Source organism: Citrobacter sp. KTE30 (genome assembly GCF_000398825.1).
In the GTDB taxonomy this organism is placed as follows: domain Bacteria; phylum Pseudomonadota; class Gammaproteobacteria; order Enterobacterales; family Enterobacteriaceae; genus Citrobacter; species Citrobacter freundii.
In genome coordinates this window covers 1,027,760-1,044,436 of record NZ_KB976055.1, presented here as the reverse complement: position 1 = coordinate 1,044,436, position 16,677 = coordinate 1,027,760, and the positions used below count along the sequence as shown (strand labels likewise).

General features: G+C 53.5%; 17 protein-coding genes. 8 read left to right on the top strand and 9 right to left on the bottom strand.

The features are described from left to right. Window positions 1-4: 4 nt before the first annotated feature. The 4 genes from WC1_RS17915 to fimA form a co-directional block, all read right to left on the bottom strand. The gene (locus tag WC1_RS17915) at window positions 5-2,626 is read right to left on the bottom strand and encodes a fimbrial biogenesis usher protein (RefSeq protein WP_016149734.1); all 2,622 of its coding nucleotides are present in this window, start codon (window positions 2,624-2,626) and stop codon (window positions 5-7) included. Window positions 2,627-2,633: 7 nt separating this feature from the next. After that, a complete protein-coding gene (gene fimC, locus WC1_RS17920) occupies window positions 2,634-3,326 on the bottom strand; it encodes a type 1 fimbria chaperone FimC (protein ID WP_016149733.1) in 693 nt (230 codons plus the stop codon). A 41-nt stretch (window positions 3,327-3,367) separates the two neighbouring features. Further along, window positions 3,368-3,901: a type 1 fimbrial protein subunit FimI gene (gene fimI / locus WC1_RS17925; protein ID WP_003847496.1), complete on the bottom strand. Its 534-nt coding sequence runs from the start codon at window positions 3,899-3,901 to the stop codon at window positions 3,368-3,370. 77 nt (window positions 3,902-3,978) lie between these two features. Next, on the bottom strand, window positions 3,979-4,533 hold the full coding sequence (gene fimA / locus WC1_RS17930; protein WP_032947919.1) for a type 1 fimbrial major subunit FimA: 555 nt from the start codon (window positions 4,531-4,533) through the stop codon (window positions 3,979-3,981). A gap of 570 nt (window positions 4,534-5,103) precedes the next feature. Between fimA and folD the strand changes: the two genes are divergently transcribed. The 3 genes from folD (at window position 5,104) to WC1_RS17945 (ending at window position 6,834) form a co-directional block, all read left to right on the top strand. Beyond that, window positions 5,104-5,970, top strand: coding sequence for a bifunctional methylenetetrahydrofolate dehydrogenase/methenyltetrahydrofolate cyclohydrolase FolD (gene folD / locus WC1_RS17935; protein WP_003021887.1), 867 nt, complete (start codon window positions 5,104-5,106; stop codon window positions 5,968-5,970). A gap of 1 nt (window position 5,971) precedes the next feature. After that, a complete protein-coding gene (gene ybcJ, locus WC1_RS17940; RefSeq protein WP_003021885.1) occupies window positions 5,972-6,184 on the top strand; it encodes a ribosome-associated protein YbcJ in 213 nt (70 codons plus the stop codon). 125 nt (window positions 6,185-6,309) lie between these two features. Then, window positions 6,310-6,834 carry a metal-dependent hydrolase gene (locus WC1_RS17945; protein ID WP_003835753.1) on the top strand — a complete coding sequence of 175 codons (525 nt, stop codon included), beginning with the start codon at window positions 6,310-6,312 and terminating at the stop codon, window positions 6,832-6,834. Between the two features lie 91 nt (window positions 6,835-6,925). On the opposite strand, the gene cysS is transcribed toward WC1_RS17945, so the two are convergent. Next, a complete protein-coding gene (gene cysS, locus WC1_RS17950) occupies window positions 6,926-8,311 on the bottom strand; it encodes a cysteine--tRNA ligase (protein WP_016149731.1) in 1,386 nt (461 codons plus the stop codon). A 173-nt stretch (window positions 8,312-8,484) separates the two neighbouring features. On the opposite strand from cysS, the gene ppiB reads away from it, so the two are divergent. The 5 genes from ppiB (at window position 8,485) to mnmH (ending at window position 12,698) form a co-directional block, all read left to right on the top strand. Further along, window positions 8,485-8,979 (top strand): peptidylprolyl isomerase B, encoded by a 495-nt coding sequence (ppiB, locus tag WC1_RS17955; RefSeq protein WP_003021875.1) that lies wholly within the window; start codon window positions 8,485-8,487, stop codon window positions 8,977-8,979. A 2-nt stretch (window positions 8,980-8,981) separates the two neighbouring features. Continuing rightward, window positions 8,982-9,704 carry a UDP-2,3-diacylglucosamine diphosphatase gene (gene lpxH, locus WC1_RS17960; protein ID WP_016149730.1) on the top strand — a complete coding sequence of 241 codons (723 nt, stop codon included), beginning with the start codon at window positions 8,982-8,984 and terminating at the stop codon, window positions 9,702-9,704. 238 nt (window positions 9,705-9,942) lie between these two features. Continuing rightward, a complete protein-coding gene (gene purE, locus WC1_RS17965; RefSeq protein WP_016149729.1) occupies window positions 9,943-10,452 on the top strand; it encodes a 5-(carboxyamino)imidazole ribonucleotide mutase in 510 nt (169 codons plus the stop codon). Beyond that, a complete protein-coding gene (gene purK / locus WC1_RS17970) occupies window positions 10,449-11,516 on the top strand; it encodes a 5-(carboxyamino)imidazole ribonucleotide synthase (protein WP_003021869.1) in 1,068 nt (355 codons plus the stop codon). The genes purE and purK overlap by 4 nt, the downstream gene beginning before the upstream one ends. A 96-nt stretch (window positions 11,517-11,612) precedes the next feature. After that, complete coding sequence (mnmH, locus tag WC1_RS17975) at window positions 11,613-12,698, top strand: tRNA 2-selenouridine(34) synthase MnmH (RefSeq protein ID WP_016149728.1); 1,086 nt, start codon at window positions 11,613-11,615, stop codon at window positions 12,696-12,698. Here the strand turns inward: mnmH and WC1_RS17980 are convergent, their stop codons facing one another. The 4 genes from WC1_RS17980 to WC1_RS17995 all read right to left on the bottom strand — a co-directional run bounded on the left by WC1_RS17980 (window position 12,699) and on the right by WC1_RS17995 (window position 16,664). Continuing rightward, on the bottom strand, window positions 12,699-13,358 hold the full coding sequence (locus WC1_RS17980; protein ID WP_003021866.1) for a methionine ABC transporter permease: 660 nt from the start codon (window positions 13,356-13,358) through the stop codon (window positions 12,699-12,701). Beyond that, window positions 13,351-14,367, bottom strand: a complete 1,017-nt coding sequence (gene sfbB, locus WC1_RS17985) for a virulence-associated ABC transporter ATP-binding protein SfbB (protein WP_003847503.1) — start codon at window positions 14,365-14,367, stop codon at window positions 13,351-13,353. Before sfbB ends, WC1_RS17980 begins: the two co-directional genes overlap by 8 nt. A gap of 63 nt (window positions 14,368-14,430) precedes the next feature. Then, window positions 14,431-15,261, bottom strand: a complete 831-nt coding sequence (locus tag WC1_RS17990) for a MetQ/NlpA family ABC transporter substrate-binding protein (RefSeq protein ID WP_003835785.1) — start codon at window positions 15,259-15,261, stop codon at window positions 14,431-14,433. 269 nt (window positions 15,262-15,530) lie between these two features. Next, window positions 15,531-16,664, bottom strand: a complete 1,134-nt coding sequence (locus WC1_RS17995; protein ID WP_003021860.1) for a porin — start codon at window positions 16,662-16,664, stop codon at window positions 15,531-15,533. Window positions 16,665-16,677: the final 13 nt, after the last annotated feature.

Sequence of the window (16,677 nt, the reverse complement as noted above, 5' to 3'; positions counted from 1 at the left end):
CGTATTATTCCTGTCGTGCCGTTGGAGATTCGCACGTCACGTTCGTGAGCGTCACCGCCTGTTTCAGACTCTCCTCAGGCAAGGCATAGCGCGCCACGCAGCGAGCGTTTGCGCCTTCCCCCCATTGGATCAGCAACTCGCCTTTTAGCGGCAGACCACTGAGATAAATTTGCCCGTCTTCGCCCACCATACTGGTCACGCCGCTGGCGTTTTCCCGCACAATAGAGCCAAACGGCACGGGTTTACCGGCATATTTGGCGGTAATCAGCGCCCGCACACCGATTCGTGTATCAAACGCCGCTCGCACCAGCGCCCCTTGCGTTGGTACTACGCTGCTGACGTTATTTTCCACATCGGTATTGTTGTTCATGGAATTGGTGTCTAACGCGACGCGGTTATAGCGATAGACGGTGGCATACGGCATCACCGCGTATCCACGCCAGTCGGTTTGAACGCCGGTCTGGTTTTCTATCCGCACACCCTGTGCGCCAGGCGCTTTAATCAGCACGTTGGTATCACCCAGAGGCTGACTGAGCGTAATGCCATCCGCATGCCCCACCACGCCGCCAGAGAGTTGCCAGTTGTAGTCATGCTGATCGCGATCGTAGTTGTATCCCACGCCCAGCGTGCCATAGGCCGCCTGCCAGTTGGCGCTGGCGTTTCCGCTGTAGCCATTGGTGCTGCTGTGCCCCTGATTCACGCTGTAGCTCAGGTTGCGTCCATCCAGCAACGTACCGCCGATCCCGCTCTGCCAGCTGTTTTGTCCATTGCTATTACGGTTAGCATTAAAGGTGGCGTAGGTGCGATCGAAGGCGCTATCTCGCGAGTAGCGCCGTCCGCTCAGCAGGCTGAACGGTATTGACATATTGAACGCGACAATACGGTCGGTGTCGGAGATGCCAACCGATTCATTCCACGACCAGGAGAGTGAATAGCTAATACCTTGCCAGCCGCTGGCATAGCCCAGTTGATACCAGGTATTGGTGTCTGAGGTATTCCAGTACGTTTGCTGACTACCCGAGACATACAGCGATCCGTAATCCCCCAGATTCTGCGAAATGTTTATCTGGAAACGGCCCTTTTTGCTGTAGCTCAGGTTGTGGTAACTCTTCACATCGGGCACATCGTGGCGATTGCCCTCGCTGTCGTATTCGTACTCATAGCCTTCCATACTGCGATACGCCACATCGTCGAGGGTATAGAAACCACGCGTAGAGTAGCGATATCCCAACAACTGAAAGTTGGTGCCAAAATTGTTCAGCGATTTCGCATATAGAAAACGCAATGACTGCCCCTGATGCGTACTGTCATCCGCCAGTTGGCTGCGGGCATGGGTCAGATCGACAGAAACCGCCCCCCAGTCCCCCAGGTTTCGGCCGGTGCCTAAAACTACCGCCGTGTAGCGGGAGGCCAACTGCGTACCGCCGTAAGCGGTGTAGCCTTCTGGTAACCCAGCAATTAATGTTCCCTGGAAAAAGAATGGAGAAGATTGTTGGCTATTGCCGCTGCGAAAATCCCCTGCGACCACGTCATATTTGAAACGCCCTTCTCGTTGTAACAAGGGAACCGTGGAGTACGGCACCGTATAGCGCTGTTGGCTGCCGTCCTTTTCGTCCACCGTCACCTCAAGGTCACCGCTGGATGACGTCGGGTTGAGATCGGTTATCGAGAAAGCGCCCGGTGAAACATAGCTTTGATAAATCACATAGCCATTCTGACGAATGGTTAGCTTTGCCGCTGTTCGCGCAATACCGCGAACGGTAGGCGCGTAACCCTGTAAGCTATCGGGATACATACTGTCTGAGGAATAGAGCCGCGCCCCGCGAAATCCGACGCTGTCAAAAACGTCGTTGCCGGTGTTGCTGTCACCCATCACCAGCTCGCCCTTCAGCGGGATAATCGCGCGCTGAAGCCATGTGCCGATGTTTTTCCAGCTTTGTGAGTGATATCCGTCACCTTTGGAATAGCTCCATGCGCCGTTATTTCTCAAGCGCCAGGGGCCATAGTTCAGGCCACTGAGCATACTTAAGAAATAGCTGTCCGTATCACTCCCGCGACTGCCGGTGAAACTGTAGTTAACCAGCGCGGCCGGGATGCCTTCATCCCACTCTTCCGGTGGAATATAGCCACGCGCGCTGTTTAACATCGACGCCTGCGGCAGGCTGACGTTTAGTCGCAGGGTAGAAAAATCAAACGCAATCTCGCTGCCTGGAATCGCCTCAGGTAGATTGATGCAGGTATCGTTCGCATCCTTATTGAGTGCCGGAAACGCGGCGATATTGACACCAAGGCGCTTCACCCAGTCGAGCCCAAAGCACGGCATCAGCCCACCGGACTTCTCCCCGGCTTTTCCCGCGCTGGTCGTAAAGCGAATATCCTGAGTAGCCACAAACTCATCGTTGCGCCAGATATCCACGCGATAAACACCTTCAGGCTGGTGATTACCTTTTTCAAAACGTGATAAATCCGCCACGGTTGCCGTATCCGCAGATAAAAAGGCCGGATTAAAATAGCTTTCACCATGGCTTAAAGAGGGAAAGAGCGCCGCCAGCGTGGACAACGCCACCCCCACCAGCGGTGGCGTAACCCCCGGAAACAGGCCAGGAAAATACGTTGTCTTATTCATCGTTATCTCAACGCACGCTAACCGTTTGGGCCGGGGTCACAGCGCCATAATCATTGACCGTCTGGAACGTAACGTTGCCCTGCACGCCTGTTGGCAACAGAACCTGCGCATCGCTTTTCGGTGCAACCATCACGTTATCGACCTTCGTTTTCCCCACGTTGAGATTGACCAACGTGACGTAATACGCTGACGGATTGTTAATTTTCAGGTGGTTGCCGGAACGGGAGAATTTCAGCATCCCGGGCGCATCTTCCGGAATTTGCGGCAAATTATTCGGACGGACAAAAAGCTTGATGCGGGACAGAATCGCCAATTGCAGAACGTTTTTGCCCTCAAGGCTGTTTTTATTGACTGACGGAATGGCTTTTACGTTCATCCAGAACAGCGACTCACGATCTTTGGGCAACGGAACACCTGCATAGATAATACGCAACGTGTTTTCGCTTTTGGGCTCGCTGACAAACAACGGAGGCGTAACCACAAACGATGTTTCTTTAACACCTGCGCTATTCTCAATCCATGAATTGACCAGGTAACGTTCTTTGGTATCACTATTGCTAATAGACAGTGACGTTTGTTTGGCATCGGCTGGATAAATAACACGGGTAGCGCCTAATGCAATGCCTCCGGCAGCCTGAACACTGGCAACAGGAAATAAGAATAGTAAAAGGATAAAACCTGATTTTAGATAATTAAACATAGCTACAAATACCTTTGGTGTGATTATCGTTGGGAAATAAATCAGGGATAAACCAACGTAAACCACACGTCTGAACGAAGCGTTCCCGGCGTTATATTTTCCGAGACAGCCCGATAACGAGCAGTGAAATGAAACGTCATCTCTTGCGTTATAATCGGCGCATAATGAAGCGGCAGCGCATTCGGAATAATTTGCCGTTGGCGCTGGTCAAATAACGCCAGGCCGATCCCCGAAGCCGCAGACGCATCTCCACTGGCAAGGAAAACCTGCGGATCTTCCGCTGGCGTCACGCCTGCAAACGCAATCCCAACGTGGTCATAAACATCGGAGCTGCATGACGTTAAGCGCAGTGAAAACGGCACGCTGGTAGAGGCAAAGCTCCCCGTCCCGGAGAAAGCATTGGTGCGATACTGCCCCATTTGCACCCGCAAATTTTGGCTGTCAGTAGCGACCGTGCAGGCACCATTGACGAGCTGCCCCCGTAAGTGAAGGCGGCCACTTTCCAGTATTACCGTATGTGCAAACACAGGCAGTACGCACAGCATTCCCGCCAGCGCCACGCCTTTCCCTATCATCTGCCGCATCCTTCATCATCCCCGGAAATTGCCTCATCCAGTGAGGCGAACGTCATCCTTGCGCAAATCAAAACGGCTTATTCGTACTTCATGATGAACGTCGCGTCGGCATTTGCCTGACCCGGCGTAGCGCTGGTGGCAGTGGCTTTGTAACGCGCAGAGAAACGCAGGGTGTTGGTTCCTTCTACCAGCGCCTGAGCGGTAGAGAAGGTGGCTCCATCCGGCTTCAGCGCGGTGGACGTGTTGTCCAGAATTTCGATACCTACACCGCCAGCAGTAGTGGTGTTATTCCCTGAAGAAACAGCCAACAGAGCCGAGTTGGTGGCATCTGCCTGACCAGAGAAAGCAACGGCTGCGGTTGCAGCAACTTTCGGATCACAATCGTTCAGCACGATGGAGAACGGAATTTGTGCCGTTGTATCACCTACTGCGGCAAAACTGGCAGTACGATACTGGCCTAAGGTGACAACCTGATCGGATGACTGAGTACTGACTGCACAGGCTGCATTGACCAGTTCACCTTCAAAATGCACAGTACCGCCGCTCACACTTACCGGATCGGCTGCAACCGCAGCACCTGCGACTAACATCAGGCTGGCAATAACAGAAGAGGTCATTAATTTACGTTTCATGGATTTCCCTTGAATTACACACATCCGGCTCCAGCATCCTGCGGGATCCGTTTTCATTATCGACATTAAATGTCAGGCTAATTATCTCTGCATCCTGTAAAGATATATATCGCAAGAGAATTAGCTAACCTTTTACCCCGACTCTCCTGAGTATTTGATTTACTAATTATCCTTCGCGAATATGACTATTCGTCACAGCGATAAATTAAACATTTCAATTAATGAAAAATACCTGCAAATCCTTTTAATAGCCCTGGCTAATTCTTAATGGGATCTAAGAAAAGTCTTGGTTAATATTACCTAAATGCCGCCGTAATAGTACGTAACAGTCTGGTTTATGAAGCATTACCCATAAAGAACCCAGGGTGATGAGATGTTTCATTCACGTTAATTTTAATTAGCATGCTTACTATTTATTCGTAAGGCTTCAGCCTTTGTGCTGACACCATTTGCAGCCCGTGACGGCCTGGCGCACATAAAAACGCAAACGAAAACTGACAGCACGTCCCGCTTCTGACAAAATAGTGGCATCCCCTTCGATTTAACGTAACAGACGGAATCCTCTCTCTGATGGCAGCAAAGATTATTGACGGTAAAACGATTGCGCAGCAGGTGCGCTCTGAGGTTGCTCAAAAAGTTCAGGCGCGTTTAGCGGCTGGATTACGCGCCCCAGGCCTGGCTGTTGTGCTGGTAGGCAGCAATCCGGCTTCGCAAATTTACGTCGCGAGTAAACGCAAAGCCTGCGACGAAGTGGGGTTCGTCTCCCGCTCCTATGACCTGCCCGAAACCACCAGCGAGGCGGAGCTTCTTGAGCTGATCGATACGCTCAATGCAGATACCACCATCGACGGTATTCTGGTACAACTGCCGTTACCTGCCGGTATCGACAACGTTAAAGTGCTGGAGCGTATTGCACCGGATAAAGACGTTGACGGTTTTCATCCGTATAACGTCGGTCGCCTGTGCCAGCGTGCGCCGCGCCTGCGTCCTTGTACCCCGCGCGGTATTGTGACTCTGCTTGAGCGTTACAACATCGACACCTACGGCCTTAATGCGGTCGTCATTGGCGCTTCAAACATCGTCGGTCGCCCAATGAGCATGGAACTGCTGCTGGCTGGCTGCACCACCACCGTCACCCATCGCTTCACCAAAGATCTGCGTCGCCACGTTGAGCATGCTGACCTGCTAATTGTTGCCGTCGGTAAACCGGGCTTTATTCCTGGCGAGTGGATTAAAGAAGGTGCGATTGTGATTGATGTCGGCATCAACCGTCTGGAGAATGGTAAGGTTGTTGGCGATGTGGTCTTTGAAGATGCTGCCGCACGCGCGTCATATATCACGCCGGTCCCCGGCGGCGTAGGCCCAATGACGGTCGCCACACTTATCGAAAACACGCTGCAGGCGTGTGTTGAATATCATGATGTAAAGGACGTTTAAGATGGCCACATTTTCACTGGGTAAACACCCGCATGTTGAACTCTGCGATCTGCTGAAGCTGGAAGGTTGGAGCGAAAGCGGCGCCCAGGCAAAAATTGCTATTGGCGAAGGGTTGGTGAAGGTCGATGGCGTTGTTGAAACGCGTAAACGATGCAAAATCGTTGCCGGACAGACCGTGAGCTTTGAAGGTCACAGCATTAGCGTCGTGGCGTGACCCTAAGTGCCGGATGAGGTAAACACCGTATCCGGCCACTTCTCCCTCTCGTTTTCAGATAATGACTTCATCCCCGCTTCACAGTGAACTGTTAGCATGTTGTTTTTCCACACGAAGCGATCATCATGCCCACTATTGTTACCCATGCAGCCGTTCCGCTCTGTTTAGGGTTAGGTCTCGGACTTAAAGTCATCCCCCCACGATTACTGTTTGCTGGCGTCGTTCTGGCTATGCTGCCAGATGCCGATGTGTTGTCATTTAAGTTCGGTGTCGCCTATGGCAATGTGTTTGGCCACCGGGGATTTACCCACTCACTGCTGTTCGCCTTCGTGGTACCGCTGCTCTGCGTGTTGATTGGCCGACGATGGTTTAAGGCGGGATTGATTCGCTGCTGGCTATTCCTGACGGTTTCACTGCTGTCACACAGTCTGCTGGATTCCGTTACGACAGGCGGCAAAGGCGTCGGCTGGCTGTGGCCATGGTCGGATGAACGCTTCTTTGCACCGTGGCAGGTGATTAAAGTCGCCCCGTTTGCGCTATCACGCTACGCCACACCGTATGGGCATCAGGTAATAACTTCAGAGTTGATGTGGGTATGGCTGCCGGCCGTTATGATGATGGGTGTGCTGTGGTGGTACAAACGTCATTAATAGTGCCTGATGGCGCTACGCTTATCAGGCCTACCGATCATTCCATCGTAGGCCGGATAAGGCGTAAGCCGCCATCCGGCAATATAGAGCGTTACTTACGACGCCAGGTGGTGCCCTGCGGGCCGTCTTCCAGCACGATGCCCATCTCATTGAGACGGTCACGCGCGGCATCAGCTGCCGCCCAGTCTTTCGCTTTACGCGCATCTAAGCGCTGTTGGATTAACGCTTCAATTTCAGCAACTTCACCGTCATCCGCCTGCGCCCCGCTTTGCAGGAACGCTTCCGGATCCTGTTCCAGCAGTCCCAGCACGCAGGAGAGCTTGCGCAGATGCGCAGCCATACCGTTAGCCGCCGCCATATCTTCACCCTTCAGGCGGTTAACTTCACGCGCCATATCAAACAGCACGGAGTAAGCTTCCGGCGTGTTGAAGTCATCGTCCATCGCTTCAATGAAACGTGCTTCAAAGGCCTCGCCACCCGCAGGGGCAACGGATTTGTCGGTACCGCGCAGTGCAGTGTACAGACGCTCCAGCGCAGAACGCGCCTGTTTCAGGTTCTCTTCGCTGTAGTTGAGCTGGCTACGATAGTGACCCGACATCAGGAAGTAGCGAATGGTTTCGGCGTCGTAGTATTTCAGCACATCGCGCACGGTAAAGAAGTTGCCCAGCGATTTAGACATTTTCTCGCGGTCAACCATCACCATCCCGGAGTGCATCCAGTAATTAACGTACTCACCGTCATGCGCACAGGTGGACTGCGCGATTTCGTTTTCATGATGCGGGAACATCAGGTCCGAACCGCCGCCGTGAATATCGAAATGGTTACCAAGTTGTTTGCAGTTCATCGCCGAACATTCGATGTGCCAGCCCGGACGACCTGCGCCCCATGGAGACGGCCAGCTCGGCTCGCCTTCTTTGGACATTTTCCACAGCACGAAGTCCATCGGGTTACGCTTCACATCAACCACGTCAACGCGAGCACCCGCCTGCAGCTGATCCAGATCCTGGCGTGACAGCTGACCGTAGTTCGGGTCAGTCGGCACGTCGAACATCACGTCGCCGTTATCAGCAACGTAAGCGTGACCTTTGGCAATCAGCTGCTCAGTGATTTCGATAATTTCAGCGATATGGTGCGTAGCGCGCGGCTCCAGATCCGGGCGCAGGATATTCAGCGCATCGAAATCGCTATGCATTTCCGCGATCATTCTGTCGACCAACGCGACAAAGCTTTCACCGTTTTCATTCGCGCGCTTGATGATTTTGTCATCAATATCGGTAATGTTGCGTACATACTTCAGCTTATAGCCGAGGAAGCGCAGGTAGCGCGCGACGACGTCGAAAGAAACAAAGGTACGTCCGTGGCCAATATGACAGAGATCGTAAACGGTAATACCACACACGTACATGCCGACTTCCCCAGCATGAATAGGTTTGAATTCCTCTTTTTGGCGCGTCAGTGTATTAAAGATTTTTAACATCGAAGATTCCGTGTAGACGTGTGTGGATAGTAAAGTCTGTATAATACCCATAATTTAGACCGGAAGCAGCACACTTTGCGAGGTGATCACAGCTTACGGTTATGCTATAACACACCCCTAACTCTGACCCCTGACGGGGTCGAAGCACCAATCTATCGGAACAGGATGCAAAAATGGTTACTTTCCACACTAATCACGGCGATATCGTAATCAAAACGTTTGATGATAAAGCGCCTGAAACAGTTAAAAACTTCCTGGACTACTGCCGCGAAGGTTTTTACAACAACACCATTTTCCACCGTGTTATTAACGGTTTCATGATCCAGGGCGGCGGTTTCGAGCCAGGCATGAAGCAAAAAGCCACGAAAGAAGCGATCAAAAACGAAGCGAACAACGGTCTGAAAAACACCCGTGGTACGCTGGCAATGGCGCGTACTCAGGCTCCGCACTCCGCAACCGCACAGTTCTTCATCAACGTTGCTGACAACGACTTCCTGAACTTCTCCGGCGAAAGCATGCAGGGTTGGGGTTACTGCGTGTTCGCTGAAGTTGTTGAAGGCATGGACGTGGTTGATAAAATCAAAGGCGTTTCCACCGGTCGCAGCGGTATGCACCAGGATGTGCCAAAAGAAGACGTTATCATCGAAAACGTGACCGTCAGCGAGTAATCGTGGCGACACTGTTTATTGCAGATCTTCATCTCTGCACAGAAGAACCGGCGATCACCGCCGGTTTTCTGCGTTTTTTAGCCGGAGATGCGCGAAAGGCCGATGCGCTATACATTCTCGGCGACCTGTTTGAAGCCTGGATTGGCGATGACGACCCGAATCCGCTGCATCATGAAATGGCCGCAGCGATAAAATCACTGACTGATTCCGGCGTCCCCTGCTTTTTTATTCACGGCAACCGTGATTTTCTGCTCGGCAAACGTTTTGCCCGTGCGAGCGGCATGACCTTGCTTCCCGAAGAAAAAGTGCTCGACCTGTATGGCCGCAAGGTGCTGATCATGCATGGCGACACCTTATGCACCGACGACGCAGGCTATCAGGCGTTTCGCGCCAAAGTACATCAACCCTGGCTACAGAAGCTGTTTCTCGCCCTGCCCCTGTTTGTTCGCCAGCGCATTGCCGCAAAAATGCGCGCCAACAGTAAAGCCGCCAACAGCAGTAAATCGCTGGAAATCATGGATGTGAATCCGCAGGCCGTGATTAACGAGATGGAAAAACATCAGGTCCAGTGGTTAATTCACGGACATACACACCGTCCGGCTGTCCACGAACTCACGGCCAATGAGCAACCCGCTTTCCGCGTGGTATTAGGCGCATGGCATACCGAAGGCTCAATGGTAAAAGTCACGTCCAGCGACGTTGAGCTAATCGCGTTTCCGTTTTAATTCTGCAGATATCCAGTTCCTCTTTACACAAAACTATTCGAGTTGCATCGAGGCGGCAAATCTGTGAATCCCCAGGAGCTTACAAAAGTAAGTGACTGGGGTGAGCAGATGCAGCCAACAAAGAGGCAGCTTGAAGAGTAAAGTGTAAAGCGCGCAATCGTTTTCCTTGAAGGTTAATTATGCTATTCTCTGTGGCCTCAAAAGTCGAGTGTAGTGCACCACAGGAGTTTTCAGACGCATGTCTTCCCGCAATAATCCGGCGCGTGTCGCCATCGTGATGGGGTCCAAAAGCGACTGGGCTACCATGCAGTTCGCCACCGAAATCTTCGAAATCCTGGACGTTCCGCATCATGTTGAAGTCGTCTCCGCCCACCGCACCCCAGACAAATTGTTCAGCTTCGCCGAAAGCGCTGAAGAGAACGGTTATCAGGTGATTATTGCCGGAGCCGGTGGCGCAGCGCATTTGCCTGGCATGATTGCGGCGAAAACGCTGGTGCCTGTTTTAGGCGTTCCGGTGCAAAGCGCAGCGTTGAGCGGCGTAGATAGCCTCTACTCCATTGTTCAAATGCCTCGTGGTATTCCCGTTGGAACACTGGCGATCGGCAAAGCGGGTGCGGCCAATGCGGCCCTACTGGCAGCGCAAATTCTGGCTACACACGACAACGCATTACACCAGCGTCTGGACGACTGGCGCAAAGCACAAACCGATGAGGTACTGGAGAATCCGGACCCGCGAGGTGCGGCATGAAGCAGGTCTGCGTACTCGGTAACGGTCAGCTAGGACGCATGCTGCGCCAGGCCGGCGAGCCGCTGGGCATTGCGGTCTGGCCCGTCGGGCTGGACGCTGAACCGGCTGCTGTCCCTTTTCAGCAAAGCGTGATCACCGCAGAGATTGAGCGCTGGCCGGAAACGGCGCTCACTCGCGAACTGGCGCGCCACCCGGCGTTTGTTAACCGCGACGTCTTCCCGATTATTGCCGACCGTCTGACGCAAAAGCAGCTTTTTGACAAGCTCGGTCTGGCGACCGCGCCGTGGCAACTGCTGGCAGATAAAAGCGAATGGTCTGCGGTATTCGACAAACTCGGCGAGCTGGCGATCGTCAAGCGTCGCGTCGGCGGCTATGACGGTCGTGGACAGTGGCGTTTGCGCGCAAATGAAACCGCACAACTGCCGGATGATTGCTATGGCGAGTGCATTGTCGAGCGAGGAATCAACTTCTCTGGCGAAGTCTCACTGGTTGGCGCTCGGGCGCATGACGGCAGCACCGTTTTCTATCCCCTGACCCATAACCTGCATCAGGACGGTATTCTGCGCACCAGCGTGGTGTTCCCGCAGGCTAACGCCAGACAGCAGGCACAGGCTGAAGCGATGCTCTCCGCCATCATGCAGGAGCTGGGCTATGTCGGCGTGATGGCGATGGAGTGTTTCATCACCCCGGAAGGTCTGCTGATCAACGAACTGGCTCCGCGCGTGCACAACAGCGGGCACTGGACGCAAAACGGCGCCAGCATTAGCCAGTTTGAGCTGCACCTGCGTGCCATTACCAACCTGCCGTTACCGACGCCGGTGGTGAACCATCCTTCGGTGATGGTAAACCTGATTGGTAGCGACCTGAACTACGACTGGCTGAAGCTGCCGCTGGTACACCTGCACTGGTATGACAAAGAAGTGCGTGAAGGGCGTAAGGTGGGTCACCTGAACCTGAGCGACAGCGATACCGCGCGCCTTAGCGCGACACTGGAAGCGCTTATCCCCCTGCTGCCGCCGGAATATGCCAGCGGTATTATCTGGGCGCAGTCAAAGCTGAAATAAGCCATTAATGCCGGGGAATGGATTTTATCCTTCCCCGGCCCCTCCCCTGGCGCGTAAAATCCCCTCCATTGCTGTTTTGTATTTTCAGGATCAAACATGAACGATGGAACGGACTATCGCGCAATTCTGCTCGCTGGTACGCCTTTAATCGATGTACGCGCCCCCGTCGAATTTCAGCAGGGCGCCATGCCGGGCGCAATAAACCTTCCCTTAATGAACGATGACGAACGTGCTGCCGTGGGTACCTGTTACAAACGTCAGGGGCCTGAGGCCGCCCTCGCGCTCGGCCATCAACTGGTCTGTGGCGAGACTCGCCAGCAACGCATGAAGGCCTGGCTGAATGCCTGTCGTCAAAATCCTGCGGGCTACTTATGCTGCGCGCGCGGCGGCCAGCGTTCGCACATTGTGCAGCAATGGCTGCACGAGTCCGGTACTGACTACCCGCTAATACAAGGCGGTTATAAAGCATTGCGTCAGGCGGCGATTCAACTGACTGAAGAGCTAGTGCAAAAACCGATCGTCTTAATTGGCGGCTGTACCGGGAACGGTAAAACGCAGCTGGTGCAACAGCAGCCAAACGGTGTGGATCTCGAAGGTCTGGCGCACCATCGCGGTTCCTCATTTGGTCGCACCGTCGAACCGCAGCTGAGCCAGGCAAGCTTTGAAAACCTGCTGGCGGTCGAAATGCTGAAAACCGACAGCCGTCAGGATCTGCGTCTGTGGGTACTTGAGGACGAAGGCCGCATGATCGGCGCTAATCATCTGCCCGAATGTTTGCGCGAACGCATGAGCCAGGCCGCTATTGCGGTGGTGGACGATCCTTTTGAGCTACGGCTGGAGCGGCTGCGCGAAGAGTATTTTGTGCGCATGCACCACGATTTCACTCACGCTTATGGCGAGAGTCAGGGCTGGCAGGAGTACAGCGAGTATCTGCACCACGGTCTGTTTGCTATCCGCCGTCGTCTGGGTTTGCAACGTTTTGCCGAGCTGACCACCCTGCTCGACGTGGCTCTGCGCGAACAGCAGGCAACGGGCAGCACCGACGCGCATATGAGCTGGCTGGTACCGTTGCTCAACGAGTATTACGACCCGATGTATCGCTATCAGCTGGAAAAGAAAGCCGCGAAAATCGTCTTTCGCGGCTCATGGCAGGAGGTGGCTGACTGGCTTAGCGTACAGTAATCAATGTCTGTCGCGCTTGTCTGCGCGTTTCGCCAACCAGTCGCCCAGCACCTGAACGACCTGCACCAGAATAATCAGCGCCACCACGGTGACGATCATGACCTGGGTTTCGTAGCGGTAATAACCAAAGCGAATCGCCAGGTCGCCGACTCCACCGCCGCCAACGATACCGGCCATTGCGGAGTAACCGATCAGACTCACCAGCGTTATCGTCAGCCCACGCAGCAGACCCGCGCTCGCCTCCGGTAACAGAACGGTGCAGATGATGCGCATCGGGCTGGCGCCAAACGCTTCCGCCGCCTCGATAATGCCTTTATCGACTTCACGTAGCGCGCTATCAACCAGACGGGCATAGAAAGCAATTGCTGCTACCGACAGCGGAACCGACGCCGCGATGGGTCCAATGGTATTGCCGAGCAAAAACTGGGTTAGCGGCAACAACAGAACCAGCAGGATCACAAACGGCACCGAGCGGATAATATTCACCAGCACGGAGCTGAGCAGATACACAAAACGGTTCTGCCAGAATAAATGCCGGTCGGTAACGAAAATAAGAAAACCGAGCGGCAGACCGCCAATAATCGCCAACAGCGTAGAGATGCTCAGCATCTGGAAGGTTTCATTAAACGCCAGCGTCAAATCAGGCAATAAATCATCCACGAATCACCTCCACCTGTGCAGTACGTTGACGAATATGTTCCACGGCGACATCCACCGCAGAAGGGTTATGCGGCGCGGTCAGTTGCACCACCAGAATCCCCAGCGCACGTTCGCCGATATATTCAATTTTGCCGTGCAGAATGTTCACCGCCACGCCAAATTTAACCGCCACTTCTGACAACACCGGCTGTTCTGCCGAATCACCGATGAACAGAATTTTTAGCAACTGGCCAGGCAGATGCTGGCGCAGACGGTCGGGTAACGTCAGATTGAGGGTATGCGACACCAGTTGCTGAGTGAAAGCGTGCTGCGGGTGAGCAAAAACATCAAACACCTCGCCAGACTCCACTACCTTGCCACCGGACATCACCGCCACGCGATCGCAAATGGATTTGATCACGTTCATCTCATGGGTGATCAGCACGATCGTGATCCCCAACTGTTGGTTGATCTGCTTAAGCAACGCCAGAATCGTGGCCGAGGTTTCGAGATCTAACGCGGAAGTGGGTTCATCACACAGCAGCACATCCGGGTGATTGGCAATTGCGCGGGCAATACCCACACGCTGCTTTTGCCCACCGCTGAGCTGAACCGGAAAGCGGTTCGCCTTGTCTGACAGCCCCACCAGCGACAGAATTTCGCTCACGCGCGGGCCAATTTTACTGCGTTCCCATCCGGCAGCCTTCAGGCTAAAGGCGACGTTTTGCGCCACGGTACGGGTATGCATCAGATTAAAATGTTGAAAAATCATCCCGATACGCTGACGGGCTTTACGTAGATGCGCGCCTTCCAGTGCGGAAATTTCTACGCCGTTCACCTTAACGCTTCCCTGGCTCGGACGCGTTAAGGCGTTCAGGGTGCGCAGCAGCGTACTTTTTCCCGCGCCGCTGGTCCCGACAATGCCAAATATCTCACCTGCGCCAATGCGCAAGCTAACGTCATCAACCGCCCGGGTTGATGCTCCACGGCCTGCGCTAAAATCCACGCAAACTTTCTCAATCTCAATCATAGCCACCTCAGAAATGCGAAAAGGGCAGTCGTCGCTGCCCCTGTTAACCCTTGTGCGCAGCGATTATTGGGCTACCGACATCCATTCCGGTTTCTGGAAGGCGCTGTAGATATTTTGCGGATCGTCGATCACCGCACGATACGCCGGAGATTTCACCGCCTCGACAATATCTTTCGCAAATGGTTTATCCGCATCTTCACTGCGTACCGCGATGATATTTTTCAGATTTTCGTCCAGGTGTTCCTGCTTGATGGCGCTGGCGAGATCCAGTTTTGCCGCTACGGCAAAGTTGCCGTTGACCAGCGCACCGGTCACACCGTCCAGCGTACGCGGCAGCTGTGCCGCTTCCAGCGGTTTAAACACCAGCCCTTTCGGGTTGCTGGCAATATCGCGCTCGGAGGCTTTAGTTGGATCGATGTTATCTTTGATGGTGATAAGGCCAATAGACTGCAGAAAACGCAGACCGCGAGCCAGGTTGGTGGGATCGTTGGAAAGCGTGATCACATCCCCTTTTTTCAACTCATCCAGGCTTTTGATTTTATGTGAGTAAAAACCCATCCCGGCTGTCGGGACCACAATCAGCTTGCTCAGCTTCAGGCCTTTATCGGCGGTGAATTTGTCAAAGTAGAGTGAATGCTGGAACAGGTTAGCATCGATGCTGCCATTGGAGAGCGCCATGTTAGGTTGCACGTAGTCGCTGAATTCGCGCACTACTACCTTATAGCCTTTCTCTTTCAGCGTAGGGGCAATGGCTTGTTTTACCATATCGCCGTACGGCCCAGGTGCGACGCCAAATACGATGGTGTGCGGATCACTGTTCGCATGAGCAAATTGTAATCCACAGGCCAGTAACAGCGCCCCGGTCGCGACGCGTAAACTCTGACGCAATCCCATAATCTCTCCATTTTAACGTTGTGGTGTCATGTCTCACGCCGTTCTTGCGGCGTTGTTCTTGTTGGCCTGTTAACAGGCTGATTGTTAACATGACACAGATCACAACCTGCTGTCCTTGAAATTATTTCATGATGTTGCAGAGTGTGTTTTTAAATGTGAGAAGGCATGAAAAAGCCGGATGTCGGCACAAGTGCCTTATCCGGCCTACAAATAACGCGATCCCCCTGCTCTCGTAGGCCCGATAAACGCATCGGGCGGCAGGCGTTCGATTAGAAGTCGTAACGCAGACGCACCAGGTTCATGTCGCCCAGATTGTCGGTGCTGGAGGTGAAGACGTGTTCGTAATCCACACGGAAACCGTAATCCAGCTGGAAGCTGATACCCACACCGTTGTCGGTACGCAGGTAGTTACGGCCATTCACGTATTCAATACGATCGCCCATAAAGTATGGCTGCACGGATTTCAGCGCATACTGGCCAACCGGGAAGGTGTATCCCGCAAAGTATTCCAGACCCCAGGCGTCACCGGCAAAATAGTCATTAACAGAGACTTTTTTGGTGGTCATGAAGTTTTGATACCAACCGCCGCCCAGCGAGAAGGTCCAGTTGTCCGGTTTCCAGCTCAGCGCAGTACCGACGATGTTTTGATCGTAGGTTTTGCTGGTGTTGCCACGCATTTCCGCGCGGGTGTAGTTCCACGCCGTACCCCAGGTCAGGTCATCGGTGATGTGATAATCCACACCCAGGGAGCCGCCGCCTTTACGTTTGTAGCGCAAACCGTTGTTCGGGTTGTAGTCATCGCTGAACAGATAAGACGCGTAAAGATCAACATCGCCTACCGTATTTTTATACTTCAGTGACTTACGTGTACGATAGGAACCGTCGTAGTCGCCATTGATACCGTTACCTGGCGCCTGGCCAATCATGTCGTAGTCCCAGATATCCGTTTTCGCACCCACCACATCATAGTAAATGCTGTTCTGTTGACCGAAGGTCAGCGTACCCCAGGTCGCGCTCTTCAGACCGGTGTACAGCATACGACGCGTAGTATCGTTGGCGCCGTTAGCATAGTGATTGTCCCAGTTGAACATCGCCGGGAAGTTAACGCCCAGCTCGTAATAGCTCACCCAGCTGATGTCATCAAACAGATAGTAGTCAGCAGCGAAGCGGAAACGCGTTCCACCGTCGAAGCCATTACGTTTGTAGCCATTCTTACCATCGTCACCGGCCATATTCTGGAACTGCGGACGAATACTCCCGCCGACGGTGAAATTAAGACGGCTCAGCGGGTTGCCCGCCTGCGGATCTTGTTTCAGGACCGTGATTTCCGCCTGGGAGGCGAAAGTCGTTAATGCCACTGCTGCGCCGATCGATACCGCCAGCGCCGTTTTTTTTATAGTCATTATTTGTACCTTG

What these genes read in the sequence shown, in the direction of transcription:
- purK (WP_003021869.1), top strand. Translation starts at nt 10,449, where the DNA reads ATGAAGCAGGTCTGCGTACTCGGTAACGGTCAGCTAGGACGCATGCTG.
- WC1_RS17915 (WP_016149734.1), bottom strand. Translation starts at nt 2,626, where the DNA reads ATGAATAAGACAACGTATTTTCCTGGCCTGTTTCCGGGGGTTACGCCA.
- folD (WP_003021887.1), top strand. Translation starts at nt 5,104, where the DNA reads ATGGCAGCAAAGATTATTGACGGTAAAACGATTGCGCAGCAGGTGCGC.
- fimI (WP_003847496.1), bottom strand. Translation starts at nt 3,901, where the DNA reads ATGATAGGGAAAGGCGTGGCGCTGGCGGGAATGCTGTGCGTACTGCCT.
- ppiB (WP_003021875.1), top strand. Translation starts at nt 8,485, where the DNA reads ATGGTTACTTTCCACACTAATCACGGCGATATCGTAATCAAAACGTTT.
- fimC (WP_016149733.1), bottom strand. Translation starts at nt 3,326, where the DNA reads ATGTTTAATTATCTAAAATCAGGTTTTATCCTTTTACTATTCTTATTT.
- fimA (WP_032947919.1), bottom strand. Translation starts at nt 4,533, where the DNA reads ATGAAACGTAAATTAATGACCTCTTCTGTTATTGCCAGCCTGATGTTA.
- ybcJ (WP_003021885.1), top strand. Translation starts at nt 5,972, where the DNA reads ATGGCCACATTTTCACTGGGTAAACACCCGCATGTTGAACTCTGCGAT.
- purE (WP_016149729.1), top strand. Translation starts at nt 9,943, where the DNA reads ATGTCTTCCCGCAATAATCCGGCGCGTGTCGCCATCGTGATGGGGTCC.
- sfbB (WP_003847503.1), bottom strand. Translation starts at nt 14,367, where the DNA reads ATGATTGAGATTGAGAAAGTTTGCGTGGATTTTAGCGCAGGCCGTGGA.
- mnmH (WP_016149728.1), top strand. Translation starts at nt 11,613, where the DNA reads ATGAACGATGGAACGGACTATCGCGCAATTCTGCTCGCTGGTACGCCT.
- WC1_RS17990 (WP_003835785.1), bottom strand. Translation starts at nt 15,261, where the DNA reads ATGGGATTGCGTCAGAGTTTACGCGTCGCGACCGGGGCGCTGTTACTG.
- WC1_RS17995 (WP_003021860.1), bottom strand. Translation starts at nt 16,664, where the DNA reads ATGACTATAAAAAAAACGGCGCTGGCGGTATCGATCGGCGCAGCAGTG.
- WC1_RS17945 (WP_003835753.1), top strand. Translation starts at nt 6,310, where the DNA reads ATGCCCACTATTGTTACCCATGCAGCCGTTCCGCTCTGTTTAGGGTTA.
- cysS (WP_016149731.1), bottom strand. Translation starts at nt 8,311, where the DNA reads ATGTTAAAAATCTTTAATACACTGACGCGCCAAAAAGAGGAATTCAAA.